This is a genomic window from Nocardia sp. 149-1B (assembly GCF_057747975.1).
Genome location: NZ_CM173233.1, coordinates 1,696,212 through 1,710,535 on the forward strand (window position 1 = coordinate 1,696,212; position 14,324 = coordinate 1,710,535).

The following is a 14,324-nucleotide window of genomic DNA, read 5'->3' on the forward strand; positions in this document are numbered from 1 at the left end:
AGGATCGCCGGCGTCTCGCGCCCGGCCGCCGAATCGGGTGCGGGCGCGCGACCGCCGTACCCTGGACGGGTGAGCAGCATCCCCGACCTCGCGACCCTTCACGCCCTGGGCGCCGCCCAGCAGCCGACGTACCCCGACCAGGCGGCCGTGGCCGACAGCGTCGCCCGGCTGCGCCGGATGCCGCCGCTGGTCTTCGCGGGTGAGTGCGACGACCTGAAGGCGAAGATGGCCGCGGTGTCGCGGGGCGAGTCGTTCCTGCTGCAGGGCGGTGACTGCGCGGAGACCTTCGAGGGGGTCACCGCGGACAACGTGCGCAACAAGCTGCGCGTGCTGCTGCAGATGGCGGTCATCTTGACCTATGCGAGCTCGGTGCCGGTCGTGAAGCTCGGCCGTCTCGCCGGCCAGTACGCCAAACCGCGGTCGTCGGACATGGAGACCCGCGACGGCATCACGCTGCCGGCCTACCGCGGCGACGCCGTCAACGGCTTCGATTTCACCCCGGAGTCGCGGATCCCCGACCCGAGGCGCCTGCTCGACGTCTACAACGCGTCGGCGGCGACCCTCAACCTCGTGCGCGCGTTCGTCACCGGTGGTTACGCCGACCTGCGCCAGGTGCACACCTGGAACACCGACTTCGTGAAGACCTCCGTCGCCGGCCAGCGTTACGAGGCCTTGGCGGCCGAGATCGACAAGGCGCTCGGCTTCATGGCGGCGATCGGCGTGGACGCCGAGGAGCTCAAGCGGGTGGACTTCCACTCCAGCCACGAGGCGCTGCTGCTGGAGTACGAGCACGCGATGACCCGCGTCGACTCGCGCACCGAGAAGGCCTACAACGTCTCCGCGCACTTCGTGTGGATCGGCGAGCGCACCCGTCAGCTCGACGGGGCGCACGTGGAGTACTTCCGCCACATCCAGAACCCGATCGGCTGCAAGCTCGGCCCGTCCGCCACCGCCGACGACGCGATCGCGCTCGCCGCGCGGCTCAACCCCGACAACGAGGCCGGTCGGCTCACGTTCATCACGCGGTTCGGCGCCGGGAAGATCCGCGACGGCCTGCCCGAGCTGGTCGAGAAGGTCACCGCGGCCGGCATCCAGGTGGCCTGGGTCTGCGACCCGATGCACGGCAACACGTTCGAGTCGAGCACCGGCTACAAGACCCGCCGCTTCGACGACGTGATCGACGAGGTCCAGGGGTTCTTCGACGTGCACCGCTCGCTCGGCACCTGGCCGGGCGGCGTGCTGGTCGAGATGACCGGCGACGACGTCACTGAGTGCATCGGCGGCGGCGAGGAGATCGACGAGGCGGGCCTCGCGCACCGCTACGAGTCGGTCGTCGACCCCCGCCTCAACCGGGTGCAGTCGCTCGAGCTGGCGTTCCTCGTCGCGGAGATGCTCCGAGCCACCACGTCCTGAGCGCGCGAAGGACGGTGTGGGCCGAGGAGGGTCGAGCAAGCCCCGCCGGCGCGAGCCTGCGAGCGCGGGCGACGGGCGGGTCGAGACACAGAGCCACCACGTCCTGAGCGCGCGAAGGACGGTGTGGGGGCCGAGGAGGGTCGAGCAAGCCCCGCCGGCGCGAGCCTGCGAGCGCGGGCGACGGGCGGGTCGAGACACAGAGCCACCACGTCCTGATCCGACGCGACCGTCAGCCGTCCTGCGCCAGCCGGGCGCGGAGTCCGGCGATGACGGTCTCGACGCCGAACGCCCAGACCGTCTCGTGGTCGGCCGCATCGGTGGCGACCGAGCGCACCAGCGGGAACGACTCGGCCGGGAGCTCGTCGAGGTGGGTCTCGGGCGTGTCACCCCGCGCGGCCATGCTGCGCTCGGTGCCGATCATCAGTGCCAGGAACGAGACCGTCTTGACCGCCGCGAAGGCGTCCGCGGGTCCGAAGCCCGCCTCGCGGAACGCGGCCAGGGCCACCTCGAAGGACGCGGTCGCGAGGGCGCCCTGGACAGGGCGCTGCTGGAGCGCGTGGAACGCGCCCGGATGCGTCGCGGCGATGCCGACGACGGCGTCGGTGAACTGTCGGACCCAGGCGTCCCAGGTGATCGGGCCGGTGGGCAGCTTGGCCTCGTCGAGCAGCACCTCGACGATCCCGTCGGTCACGGCCTCGCGCGTGGGGACGTGGTTGTAGAGAGAGGTGACGTGGACGCCGAGCTCGCCGGCGATCCGGCGGAGGGTCACCGCGTCCGGGCCGTCTCGGTCGGCGAGCCGGACCGCGGCCTGCAGGATCCGTGCGCGGGTCAACGTCGGCATGGGCACCTCACCTCTTGACAAACCTACGCTGTAGGTTAACCCTTACCTACACTGTAGGTCGACGCCGGCTCGCCGGCCGGAGGAGGAATCGTGTCGTTCACCCAGGCCGAGCTCGAGAAGTTCCTGGCCGAGCTCATCGACCGTCACCGCGTGCCCGGTGCCCAGCTGGCCGTGCTCGACGGCGACACGATCACCGAGGTGGCGGCGGGTGTGCTCAGCATCCGCACCGGCACGCCGGTCAGCACCGACGCACTGTTCCTGCCCGGTTCGATCGGCAAGCTCTACACCGCGGCGCTCGTCCTGATGCTCGTCGACGAGGGCCTGGTCGAGCTCGATCGTCCGGTGCGCAGCTACCTGGCCGACTTCGAGGTCCGCGACCACCACGCGCGTGACACCGTGACGGTGCGCGACCTGCTGCGCCACACCAGTGGGTTCGACGGCGACGTCTTCATCGACACCGGGCGGGGTGACGACGCCCTCCCGCGCTACATCGGGGAGATCGCCGACCTCCCGCAGATCTGTGAGCCCGGCGCCGTGTGGAGCTACAGCAACAGCGGCTACGCGATCCTCGGCCGGCTCGTCGAGGTCGTCAGCGGCTCGGTCTTCGAGACCGCGTTGCGCGATCGGCTTCTGGTCCCGCTCGGCCTGGAGCACTCGGTGGTCTTCCCCGAGGACGCGATCCCGCACCCGCTCTCGGTCGGCCACGAGCCGGATCCGGCGGACCCGGAGTCGCTGGTGGTCAGCAACCCGTGGGGGCTGTTCCGGTCCTGCGGCCCGATGGGTGCCTCGCTCGTCGCCAGCGCAGGCGACGTGATCCGGTTCGCCTTGTTGCACCTCGACGGAGGGGTGAGTGCCGACGGCACGCGTCTGCTCTCCGCCGACCTGGTCGCCGCGGCCCAAGAGCCACAGGCCGCGCTGGTCGACGACACGGTGCTCGGCGAGGCGTGGGGGCTGGGCTGGATCCTGGACCACTTCGGCGACGTCGCGGTCATCGGCCACGACGGGAACTCGCTCGGCCAGAACGCGTTCATGCGGCTGGCTCCTGAGCAACGGTTCGGGTTCTGCCTGCAGACCAACGTCGAGAGCGCCCTGTCGATGTACCGCGAGCTCGCCGCCTGGCTGTTCGGCGAGCGGCTCGGCGTCGCTCCGCGCCAGGATCCAGCACCCCTGTCGTCCCGCGTGGTCGCCGATGCGGACCGGTACGTCGGCACCTATCGACGGGAGGGCCTCGCCTACGAGGTCGCTCGGGCGGGGGACGGATCGCTGGTCGCGAGCGTCACGGCCACGCACGCGGCCGCCGAGCTGCAGAACCTGCCGCCGATGAACGAGATCCCGCTCGTGCCCGTGGAGAGGGACCAGTCGTTCCTGCTCAAGCTGCCGATCGCCGACAGCGAGCTGCTGGCGGTCTTCTTCAACCCAGAGGACGACACCGCCGCGCCGACGTACCTCCACTTCGGCGGCCGGGCCCACAAGCGGGTCGTGTGACCTGACAGGATCGAGGCGTGATCGACCTGCGTTCCGACACCCTGACCAGGCCCACCGAGGAGATGCGTGCCGCGATGGCGCGCGCCGAGGTCGGCGACGACGTGTACGGCGAGGACCCGACGGTCGCGCGCCTGGAGGAGCGGGTCGCCGGGCTGTTCGGCCACGAGGCGGCCCTGTTCACCCCGACGGGGTCGATGGCCAACGTGCTCGCCGTACGCTCCCTGGTCGGTCCTGGCCAGGAGGTCCTCTGCGAGGCGAGCGCCCACATCGCCCGGGCCGAGCTGGGCGCGCACGGCGCCTACACCGGCCTGACGATGCGCACCTGGATCCACCCGCGTGGCCAAGTCGACCTCGACGCGATCACGACGATCTTCGCCCCGGACATGGGCCCGTTCTTCGTGCCGACTGCCGCCATCTCGGTGGAGAACACGCACAACTTCGCCGGGGGAGCGGTGCTGCCGCTCGAGGACCTGCGCGACCTGCGGGAGTACGCCACCGGCGTCGGCGTCGGCGTGCACGTCGACGGCGCTCGCATCTGGAACGCCCATGTCGCCACCGGCACCCCGCTCGCGGAGTACGGCGCGATCGCCGACGTGATGTCCGTGTGCCTCTCCAAGGGGCTCGGGGCGCCGGTCGGCTCGCTGGTGGTCGGGTCGCGCGACGCGATCGCCGAGGCACGGATCTGGCGCAAGCGGATGGGCGGCGGCATGCGGCAGGTCGGCATCCTCGCCGCAGCCGGCCTGCACGCCCTCGACCACCACCTCGAGCGGCTCGCCGACGACCATGCCCACGCCCGGCTGCTCGCCGAGGCGTGCGGCGTCGACCCGGCGACCGTCGACACCAACATCGTCGTGGTCCGCCGTTCCGACGCCCTCGACTTCGTCGCCGCGGCCCGCGACGCCGGCGTCCTCGTGTCCGCAGTCGGGCCCACCGCCGTCCGCCTCGTCACTCACCTCGACGTGACGCGCTCCGACGCAGAGCAGGCCGCGACCGTCTTCGCGCGCCTCTGACAGGTGGCTAGCGTGCGCCCACCAGGGACACGTCGCTGATCGCGGTGTAGTCGCGACCGGCGCGGCCGGTGCCCGGCGAGGACACGGCGACGAGCCGCAGGGTGACGGTCGTGGTGGTGACGTCCACGTCGACGGACTGCACGTCGGTCGTGTCGGCGAGGTCCTGGGCGACCGTGGTGCCGTCGTCGAAGACCCACTCCACGCTCGTGATGCGGCGGTTGCCGTGGTACCAGTCCAGCTCGCGTCCCTGCGCGTCGCTCGCGGTCTTCGCGTAGCCGTTGATCAGGCCCACGCTGCGCAGCCGGGTCTCGCCGGCGAGGGTGATCACGATCTCGTCGCCGGTGCCGTCGCCCGGCATCCGCCAGGTGGTCTCCGGGATGCCGTCGAGCAGGTTCTCCCCGGCGTAGTCGACCGGATCGCCGTTGACGTCCTGTCCGGGCGGCGCGGTGCCCGGCACCTCGACCGTGGCATCGGCCGCCACGTCCGCGGGGTCTGCGGACGACGAGGGCGACTCGCTGGCCGGCGTGCCCTGCGAGGTCGGCGTCCCGGCCGCTGAGTGTCGTGGTTGCGAGTGCGTCGTGGGCGCGCGCTCGTCGCCGTCCGACACGAGCCAGATACCCAGGCCCGCCACGGCGATCAGGGCCAGCGCGACCAGGACCCACATCCCCCACGGTGGCCGGGGCCGGTCGTCCTCGACGTACGGCGCGGGTGTCGGTGCCGCCGGTGGCTCGTCCGCCTCGTCGGCGAAGAGCGGGAACCTCGGCGCCGGAGGCACCAGGGGTCGTTCGGCGGTGTCGGTGCGCCAGCCGGCGTCGGTGGGGGCGCGGTCGACGGGGTGACCGCAGTTGGTGCAGAAGCGGCCGACCCCCAGCTCGTGACCGCAGCTCACGCAGTACTTCATCTGACTCCTCGCGGGCCGTCGCGCGTGACCCGGCGACAGACTAGTGCTGCGTCGCCACGGGCGCACCGGCGGTGGCTCGCGGCGAGCACACGGGCAGGAGTGGAGGCCCGAGGGTGCTCGTGCTTTCACCCGCCGCTGCGCTGCGGGGGAGGGCGACCAACACCCTCGGACCGCCACAGGCTAGGTCGGCGACGACACCGCGCGCCGCCGAATGACGGGTACTAGGACCAAAGGGCACCGCGGGTAGCAGACCTCCTCGTTCCGCCGGCCGGTGGTGGTGTCGAGCGATTCGGACGTCAAACGTCTGGACCAGCGCGGGACGGTCGTCGCCCGCGGGCGCCCGCCTCGTTGGGGGGGCGAGCCGTCGTACGGACGCCGGCCACCGCCGAAGGAGAAGCACACGATGAGCCCGATTCCTCGGACCGCGACGATCGTCGTCGGTCTCGTCACGGTCGCGACGTACTCGTTGGCCGCGTTCGCCGCTCCGCCGGCACAGGCAGACCCGCCGACGGGCGCGCGCAGCACGACGTCCGCCGAGGTGCTCCATGTCGGTGCCGTGGGCGTCGCGGGGCTGGCCGACCTGGCCGACGTGGGGGTCGGCATCGTCTCCGGCACGGTGAACGGCACCGGCACGCCGCGGTCGGCAGCGAGTGCCCGCAACCTGGACGCCGCGCTCGCGGGCCAGGTGCTTCCGAGCCTCCTGGCGACGGCAGATCAGACCGCGCTCCCGGACCACGCCACGCCCACGACGGCCTCGGTCCTCCCGGGCAGCGTCCCGGGCCTCCTCGACCTCGGCGTCTCGACCGCCCAGTCCCAGGCGCGGTGGGCGGGTGACGCGTCCTGCCTGCCGGCTGCGACGTCGATCTCGGAGTCGACGGTCTCCACGGCCGATGTCGCGGTCGCCCCGGTGCAGGGGATCGGCCGTCTGGTCACCCTGCCGGGCACCGTGTCGGTCAGCCAGTCGACCCGGCTGGCCCCGAACCTCGATGCGGCCCATGACGGTCGGGACGTCGTCGCCACCGCGGCCGGCAGCGCCGCGAGCCTGAGCGTCTTCGGCGGTCAGCTCGAGGTCGACGTGGCGCACGCGCCGGTGCTGTCGGCGAGCGCGAGCGGCCGTCCCGGCGGCGCTGCGGTGCGCTGGACCGCCCCGGTGGTGACCGTCGGCTTCCAGGGCCAGCAGTCCACCCTCCCTGCCGACGGGAGCCCGCTCGACTTCACCTCACCTGACAACCCGCTGCTGCACGTCGTCCTGCGGGCCGGCCAGCTCACCGACCTGGTGAAGTCGGCCGACGGCACCCGCGCCTCCGGTCGGGCCGCCGTCCTGGAGCTGAAGGTCTCCCTGGGCATCGCTCCGGCGGCCCTCCAGGTCGTCAGCGCCGAGCTCTTTCCCCTGTCGGTGTCAGCCACAGCGCCAGCGGGTGGGATCCAGTGCCCGCCCCCGGCCGGCGCTGACACCGACGGCGACGGACTGTCCGATGCCACCGAAGCCTCCCTGGGGACCGACCCGCGCGACGCCGACACCGATGACGACGGCCTCACCGACGGACAGGAGGTCTCGGGCTCGTCGAACACGCACTTCGGCACCAAGCCGACCTCGCCGGTCAAGGCCGACACCGACGGCGACGGCCTGAGCGACGGCCGCGAGGTCGCCACGACCAAGACCGACCCGAACGACGCCGACACCGACAACGGCACGGTCTCCGACGGCACCGAGGTCACGGCAGGCACCGACCCGCTCGACCCGTCCGACGACGTGACGTCCGTACCCCAGGACCCGGACGGGGACGGTCTGACCAACGCCCAGGAGGCCGCGGCCGGGACCGACCCGTCGGTCGCCGACACCGACGGCGACGGCCTGAACGACGGTCGCGAGGTCAACGAGGTCCGGACCGACCCGCTGGATCCGGATACCGACGGCGACGGTCTGGGTGACGGCCGCGAGGTCAACCACCTCGGGACGAACCCGACGAAGGCGGACACCGACGGTGACGGCCTGGGCGACCGCCGCGAGGTCACGACGAAGGTCGCGAAGTACCCGAGCTGCCGGACCTCGCCCACGGACGCGGACAGCGACAACGACGCGCTGACCGACGGCCAGGAGGTCAAGCGCTACAAGACGAACCCGTGCGACCGGGACAGCGACGACGGCGGGGTCAGCGACGGCAAGGAGGTCGCCGCCGGCAGCGACCCGCTCGACCCGCACAGCACCCCGAAGAACCCGCGCCCGGTCGCCGGTCGGCCGCTCGGGAAGACTGGCTGACGCCTCGGAGGGGTCCCGCACCGCGTCGGTCACACGGCGATGTGCGGGACCTCTCCCTCGACCTTGCGGCGCGGGGCGAGCTCGATGGTCAGCATCGCCGCCAGCACCATCAGCCCGCCCACGAGCATGCGCAGCGTGACCGACTCCCCGCCGAGGAGGACGGCGAAGAACGCCGCGAACACCGGCTCCATGCTCATCACGATCGCGGTGCGGGTCGCGGACAGGTGGGCCTGGGCCCAGGTCTGGCCGAGCAGGGCGAGCGCGGCGGGGAACACCGCCATGTAGACGACCGAGACCCAGTCGGCCCCGTTGTCCGGGAGCACGATGCCGTGCGGGGCGCCGGCGGCCAGACAGATCACCGCGACCACCTCGACCTGGAGGATCGACATGCCGAGCGCGTCGCGGGTGCTCGACCAGGCGCCGAGCCCCACGATGTGCAGGGCGAAGAGCATCGCGGCGACGAGGGTCAGTGCCTCGCCGTACCCCAACGAGAAGCCCTGCAGGGTCAGCACCGCGAGCCCGGCTGCGGCCAGCAGGACCGCGAGCCAGGTGATCCCGTTGATCCGGGTCCGCAGCACGACCGCGGCGATCAGCGGGGTGGCGATGACGTACATCCCGGTGATGAAGCCCGAGACGCTGGCCGGGGTGTGGGCCAGTCCCGTGGTCTGGAGGATCTGCGCGACGCCGTACAGCCCGCCGAGCACGACCGACTGCCGACGCGCGGCCGGCGAGAGCCGGGTGACGGCGCGTGGGGCCACCGCGAGCAGGAACGCGCCCGCGATGGTGAAGCGGACCGCGAGGAAGTCCAGGGTCGGGACGCGGTCGAGGAGGTCGTGGATGAGGAAGAACGTCGAGCCCCAGGACGCGGTGATGGCCAGCAGCGCCGCCGTGGCGAGCAGCGAGGTGCGCCTCATCCGCGCAGCTTCTTGAGCAACGGGATGTCGCGGGTGTCGGCGTCCCGCGAGTCCGGCGTCTCCAGGATGAACGGCACGCTCTCCGTCGCCGGATGGGCGAAGAGCTCGACGAACGCGTCCTCGCCGATGTGGCCCTCACCGATCCGCTGGTGGCGGTCCTTGAACGCGCCGCGCACGTCCATGGAGTCGTTCGCGTGCACCAGCCGCAGCCGTCCGGGCCCGCCGATCTCGATGATCCGGTCGACGGTCGCGGTGGTGCCCCCGGGTTCGTCGAGCGGCGCGCCGGCGGCGAACACGTGGCAGGTGTCGAGGCAGATGCCGGCCTTCGGGTGGTGGTCGAGAGCGTCGAGGTAGGCCGCGAGGTCCTCCACCCCCGCGCACAGGGAGCGCCCCTGTCCCGCGGTGGGCTCCAGCAGCAGCCACGGCGCGTCGTCGCCCGAGACGGCGTCCAGCAGCGGCAGCAGCCCCTCGCGGACCTGGCGCATCGCCGCGGCGTGCCGGGCCAGGCTGTCGCCCTCACCCGGGTCGACGTACGAACCCGTGTGCACCACCACACCCTCGGCGCCGATCTCCGCGGCCCGCTTGAGGTTGTGGGCCACCGACGCCACCGAGCGCTCGTAGGTCGCCGCGGTGGGGGAGCCGAGGTTGACCAGGTACGGCGCGTGGATGAAGACCCGGGTGCCGCGCTCACCCATCAGGTCGCGGAAGCGTCCGTCCTCGGACGGCTTGCCCTCACTCAGCGCCCAGCCGCGCGGGTTGCCGGTGAAGACCTGGAACGTCTCGCACCCGACCAGGTCGGCGTTCGCGACCGCGCCGTCGACCAGCCCCTTGCCGACCAGGACGTGCGTTCCGATGGGATTGCGGTCAGCGGGGTCGAGCACCCGCACACCATAGAGAATCAGATGATGCTCAGCGTGATCGTGGACCCCGCCGGGACCATCTCACCGCCGCCGGGGCTCTGGGAGAACACGAAGCCCAGGCCGAGGTAGCCCGGGGCGTTCTCGGTGACGACGTGGAAGCCGAGGGCCTCGAGGGTGTTGGTGGCGGCGTCGACGCCCTGGGCCCGCACGGAGGGGACCTCGACCAGGTGCGGGCCCTTCGAGACCACGAAGGAGACGCCGTCCCCGCGGTGCAGGGTGGTGCCGGACGGCGGGTCCATGGAGATCACGTCGCCCTCGGCGACGGTGTCGGAGTAGTCGCGGCTGGCGACCGTGGCGTCGAGGCCCTTCGCCTTCGCCCAGGCCAGGGCGTCGTCGGCGTTCTTGCCGACCCAGTCCTTGAGTGTGACCGGCTTGGGGCCCTTGCTCACCACGAGGTCGACCGCGGTGCCGGGCCGCAGGGTGGTGCCGGCCTTGGGAGTGGTGGCGATCACGACGCCCGCATCGACGGTGTCGGACCACTTCTCGGTCGTGGTGCCGTAGGCGAGATGGGTCGCGGTGAGCGCGTCCTGGGCCTGGTCGACCGTCTTGCCCTTGAGGACGGGTACGTCGTAGCGCTCCTTGCCGAGCGAGAGCGTGACGGTGACCGTGCCGCCGTCGAGGACCTTCGAGCCGGGCTTCGGGTCCGTCGCCACGACGTCACCGGCCGGGACCGTCTCGGAGTAGGCCTTGTCGCCCCACGCGGCCTTCAGCCCCGCGTCCTCGAGGCGTTGCTCGGCGGCTGCACGGCTAAGCCCGAGCACGCCCGGGGTCGAGGTGTAGCGGCCGTCGAGGAACCACCACGCGCCGGCTCCCGCGCCGGCGACGAGCAGCACCGCGGCGAGGAGCAGGGCGAGCCCTCGTCGCGACCGCCGTTGCCGGCTCGGAGGTGGGGTACGTCGCTCCGGCGGGCCGGAGGGAGCCCTGGACGGGTGGGCGCTCGGTCGGTGCTCGAGCGACCGGAGGGGCGCGGTCCGGTCGGCGACCACGTCGGCGGGCGCCATCAGCGTGGCGAACTCACCGGCGTCGAACGGGTCCGGCGCGGTGTCGTCGGGCGACGGCGCCTCGACAGGCTGGGTCTGCATCATCAGCGGCGTGAGGTCGGCGGTCAGCTCGGGATCGTCGCGCACGCCCTCGGCGAGCGCGTGGCTGACGCGGTGCAGCTGGTGGAGCAGCACGCCGGCGTCCGCGGGGCGCAGGGTGCGGTCGCGCGCGGTGGCCCGGGCCACGAGCGCGTCGACGTACGCCGGGATCGCGGGCTCGAGCCTCGAGGGCGGCGGGACGTCCTCGTGCACGTGCTTGTAGGCGACCTGGATGGGCGTCTCGCCCTCGTGGGGCTTGGCGCCGGTGAGCAGCTCGTAGAGGACGACGCCGGCGGCGTAGACGTCCGCGCGCGCGTCGGCGCGGCCGTCGACCACCAGCTCGGGCGCCAGGTAGGACACGGTGCCGATCAGCACCCCACCGGTGGCGGTGTGCTGGGTGTCGGCGCTCACCGCCCGGGCCAGCCCGAAGTCCGCGACCTTGACCCGCCCGTCGTCGGCGATCAGGACGTTCTCGGGCTTCACGTCGCGGTGGATGATCCCCGCCCGGTGGGCCGCGGAGAGCGCGGAGAGCACCGGCTCCATGAGCGCGAGGGCCCGGGCCGGGGGCATCGGGCTCTCCTTGCGGATCACGTCACGCAGGGTGATGCCGTCGACGATCTCCATCGCGAGGAAGACCGTGCCGTGGTCGTCGCCCTGGTCGTAGACCGCGACCACGTTGGGGTGCGAGAGCCGTGCGGCCGACCGGGCCTCACGCACGAACCGGGCCGCGAACTCGGCGTCGTCCCCGAGTCCGGGATGCATGATCTTGACCGCGACCGTGCGGTCGAGACGCACGTCGGTGGCCTCGTAGACACTGGCCATGCCGCCTCGGGCGATGCGGGCGCCGATGCGGTAGCGGCTCTCCAGCAACCGTCCGATCATGGGGTCGCCAGCCGCGTCGGCGCCCGCGTGGGCGTGCCGATCGGACTGCCGGTCTGGCGGCACAGCGACCCTCCTGCGCTCCTGATGGGGAAGGACCAGGAGACTCAATGGTACGGACGAACCCGCCTCGCGCCGTGCTGAGCCGCCTCCGGCGTGGCGTGGGGTCCGGTGGGAGACTGGTCGGCATGAACCAGCCACGACTCGCCGACGCCGACCTCGCCGCCCTCGTCCCCGAGTGGCTGGACTGGGCCGAGGCAGCCCGCCAGCTCGGCGTGACCGTCGCCAAGGTGCGCACGATGATCCGCGAGCACGAGCTCGCCGCGGCCGTGCCCGCCCCGGGAGCCGGCCAGCAGGTGCCGGCCGCCTTCATCCAGGACGGTCTGGTCGTCAAGGGCCTGCCCGGTCTGCTGACGATCCTGCACGACGGGCGCTACGACGACCGCGAGTGCATCGCCTGGCTCTTCACCGACGACGACCTGCCCGGTCGCCCGATCGACGCCCTGCGCGAGAACCGCGGCTCCGAGGCGAAGCGCCGCGCCCAAGCGATGGCTCTCTAGGACCTAGGCGACTCTCGACGGAGAGCCGCAACCTCGCGGGCCCCGTGGCGAACTGTCCCCGGTGGATCGGTCGCGTGCCGTTTGACGGCAACCATCGCATCGGGATTGCCATCCAACCGAGAGGGGTCGCACTTCAGCGACTCCCGCGGCGGTGGGCCGAACGGATGGGACGAGATCGCAGTGAGCAGACGAGGCGGTGTGTGGGTCGGAACGGGACTTGGGCTCGTGGGCGGTCTTGTCTCCGGCCTGTTGGTCGCAGGGTACAGCCACGGAAGTCCCCTGGCGCAGAGCTATGCACAGGCGGCGTGCAGTGCCTACCAGCATGTCGGACGCACGCAGGTCTCAAGGACGGCGGCGCAAGCGTCCGCCATTCAGGATGTCGCTCGAAGCGACGCCGAGGCCGCTGCCGCATTCGACTCGCGGTGGGCGGCCCTGGGCTCGGACATGCAGAGCGCACTCGATCTGCGAGAAGGGGCGTCGGATCACTTCTTCGAAGTAGACAAGAAGGTGCAACACCATTGCGATGACGCCGGGCGAGACATTGGTGATCTCAAGCCGTGACGGCCGGTGCCAACAGCCTGCGCCCCTCTGGCGCCCACCGCGGTCGCGTCGAGGATCGCCCACTGCTCGACTGATCGCTACAGGCGTGAGGCACGGACGACGACAACAACCGTCCGGGCCAAGGTGGCTTCATGGCCGGCCGGATCCCACTACACGTCGAGAGAGAGCTCAAACGCCGCACCCGACAGACTGCTGCCACGCCCGACCGGCCAAGCAGCCAGGGGACGTAGACCCGTCACCCCACCCTGGGCTTCGCAAGCCCTAGCGCGCTACAGCACCCGTTGGGTCGCGGCCGACGCGAGCTGGCGCAGCACGCGGCGGGCGTCCTCGCCGATGTCGGCCTTGTCGAGGGCCGTGACGGCGTGGTCGGCCAGCTGGCCGATCACCGCCTCGACCTGGGCGTGGGCACCGGAGTCGTCGATGACCCCGCGCAGCTCCGCGACCTGGTCCGCGGTGAGCGCCGTGCCGAGCGAGCGGTCGAGGAGTGCTGCCGCGGCCGGCGCGGCCGCGTCGAGCGCCAGCGCGACGAGCACGGTGCGCTTGCCCTCGATCAGGTCGTCGCCGGCGGGCTTGCCGGTGGCGTCCGGGTCCCCGAACACCCCCAGCAGGTCGTCTCGCAGCTGAAACGCCTCGCCCAGCGGCAGGCCGAACGCCGAGAGCTCGGCGATCGTGGTGGCGTCGGCACCGGCGAGGGCCGCGCCGATGTGCAGCGGGCGCTCGATGGAGTACTTCGCGGACTTGTAGCGCAGCACGGTCATCGCGGTCTCGACGTCGGCGCGGCCACGCGCCTGCACGGAGACGTCGAGGAACTGGCCGGCAATCACCTCGGCGCGGCACCGGTCGAACACCTCGAGGGCGGGCGCGACCTGGGTGATCGGCAGGCCGCACCGGCGCAGCAGCTCGTCGGACCAGCTCAGCAGCAGGTCGCCGAGCAGGATCGCCGCGGCCGCGCCGTACTGCTCGGGGTCCCCGCGCCACCGTGCTCCCTGGTGCTCGCTCTCGAACAGGCGGTGCGTCGCGGGGCGCCCGCGCCGGGTGTCGGAGGCGTCCATCAGGTCGTCGTGGACCAGCGCACTGGCGTGCAGCAGCTCGAGGGACGCGCAGGCCCGCACCAGGGCGGCCTCGTCGGGCACGTCGTCGGTGACCGCGCGGTGGCCCCAGTAGCAGAAGGCCGCCCGGAACCGCTTGCCTCCGGACACCGAGGCGTGCGCCTCGCGCACCAGGCGGGCGGCGTCGCTGCCCAGCGGGGCCAGCGTGGTCGCCTGCTCGTCGATGAACGCGTCGAGGGCCGACTGGATCCGTCCGCGGAACGCCGCGCTGTCCCAGTCCTGCTCCGTCGCCGTCACGCCATGGAGACTAGTGGTCACCACCGTTGGTTCGTCGCGGGTCCCCGCCGCCCAGGCACGCACCTCGCGGCGTTGCCGTCGCTCGACAGACAATCCCGTATGCCCTCGCTCCGGCGCCTTGCGATGCACGCACCTGAACGACGGCTACCCCAGAT

At 72.2% G+C, this 14,324-nt stretch carries 11 protein-coding genes; 5 read left to right on the plus strand and 6 right to left on the minus strand.

Going from position 1 to position 14,324, the window contains the following annotated elements; all coding sequences use genetic code 11:
• Positions 1-69 precede the first annotated feature (69 nt).
• Positions 70-1,413 carry a class II 3-deoxy-7-phosphoheptulonate synthase gene (locus AC3ANS_RS08115; RefSeq protein WP_488295648.1) on the plus strand — a complete coding sequence of 448 codons (1,344 nt, stop codon included), beginning with the start codon at positions 70-72 and terminating at the stop codon, positions 1,411-1,413.
• A 229-nt stretch (positions 1,414-1,642) separates the two neighbouring features.
• Here AC3ANS_RS08115 and AC3ANS_RS08120 read toward each other — a convergent pair whose 3' ends face one another.
• Entirely contained in the window at positions 1,643-2,254 is a 612-nt protein-coding gene (locus AC3ANS_RS08120; protein ID WP_488295649.1) for a TetR family transcriptional regulator, read from the minus strand.
• Between the two features lie 90 nt (positions 2,255-2,344).
• Here AC3ANS_RS08120 and AC3ANS_RS08125 point away from each other — a divergent pair, with 90 nt between their 5' ends.
• Together AC3ANS_RS08125 and AC3ANS_RS08130 are read left to right on the plus strand one after the other, a co-directional pair.
• Positions 2,345-3,739, plus strand: coding sequence for a serine hydrolase domain-containing protein (locus AC3ANS_RS08125; RefSeq protein WP_488295650.1), 1,395 nt, complete (start codon positions 2,345-2,347; stop codon positions 3,737-3,739).
• 17 nt (positions 3,740-3,756) lie between these two features.
• Positions 3,757-4,749 (plus strand): threonine aldolase family protein, encoded by a 993-nt coding sequence (locus AC3ANS_RS08130; protein ID WP_488295651.1) that lies wholly within the window; start codon positions 3,757-3,759, stop codon positions 4,747-4,749.
• Between the two features lie 7 nt (positions 4,750-4,756).
• On the opposite strand, the gene AC3ANS_RS08135 is transcribed toward AC3ANS_RS08130, so the two are convergent.
• A complete protein-coding gene (locus AC3ANS_RS08135; RefSeq protein ID WP_488295652.1) occupies positions 4,757-5,650 on the minus strand; it encodes an NADase-type glycan-binding domain-containing protein in 894 nt (297 codons plus the stop codon).
• Between the two features lie 403 nt (positions 5,651-6,053).
• On the opposite strand from AC3ANS_RS08135, the gene AC3ANS_RS08140 reads away from it, so the two are divergent.
• Positions 6,054-7,910: a thrombospondin type 3 repeat-containing protein gene (locus AC3ANS_RS08140; protein ID WP_488295653.1), complete on the plus strand. Its 1,857-nt coding sequence runs from the start codon at positions 6,054-6,056 to the stop codon at positions 7,908-7,910.
• A 29-nt stretch (positions 7,911-7,939) separates the two neighbouring features.
• Here the strand turns inward: AC3ANS_RS08140 and AC3ANS_RS08145 are convergent, their stop codons facing one another.
• From AC3ANS_RS08145 to pknB, 3 genes are read right to left on the minus strand one after another with little or no spacing between them, the layout of a single operon-like run.
• The gene (locus AC3ANS_RS08145; protein WP_488295654.1) at positions 7,940-8,824 is read right to left on the minus strand and encodes a DMT family transporter; all 885 of its coding nucleotides are present in this window, start codon (positions 8,822-8,824) and stop codon (positions 7,940-7,942) included.
• Positions 8,821-9,705, minus strand: a complete 885-nt coding sequence (locus AC3ANS_RS08150; protein ID WP_488295655.1) for a deoxyribonuclease IV — start codon at positions 9,703-9,705, stop codon at positions 8,821-8,823. The genes AC3ANS_RS08145 and AC3ANS_RS08150 overlap by 4 nt, the downstream gene beginning before the upstream one ends.
• Positions 9,706-9,722: 17 nt before the next feature.
• Positions 9,723-11,705, minus strand: coding sequence for a Stk1 family PASTA domain-containing Ser/Thr kinase (pknB, locus tag AC3ANS_RS08155; protein ID WP_488295656.1), 1,983 nt, complete (start codon positions 11,703-11,705; stop codon positions 9,723-9,725).
• A 185-nt stretch (positions 11,706-11,890) separates the two neighbouring features.
• Between pknB and AC3ANS_RS08160 the strand changes: the two genes are divergently transcribed.
• On the plus strand, positions 11,891-12,262 hold the full coding sequence (locus tag AC3ANS_RS08160; protein WP_488295657.1) for an Rv2175c family DNA-binding protein: 372 nt from the start codon (positions 11,891-11,893) through the stop codon (positions 12,260-12,262).
• 830 nt (positions 12,263-13,092) lie between these two features.
• On the opposite strand, the gene AC3ANS_RS08165 is transcribed toward AC3ANS_RS08160, so the two are convergent.
• Positions 13,093-14,169 (minus strand): polyprenyl synthetase family protein, encoded by a 1,077-nt coding sequence (locus tag AC3ANS_RS08165; RefSeq protein WP_488295658.1) that lies wholly within the window; start codon positions 14,167-14,169, stop codon positions 13,093-13,095.
• Between the last annotated feature and the right edge of the window lie 155 nt (positions 14,170-14,324).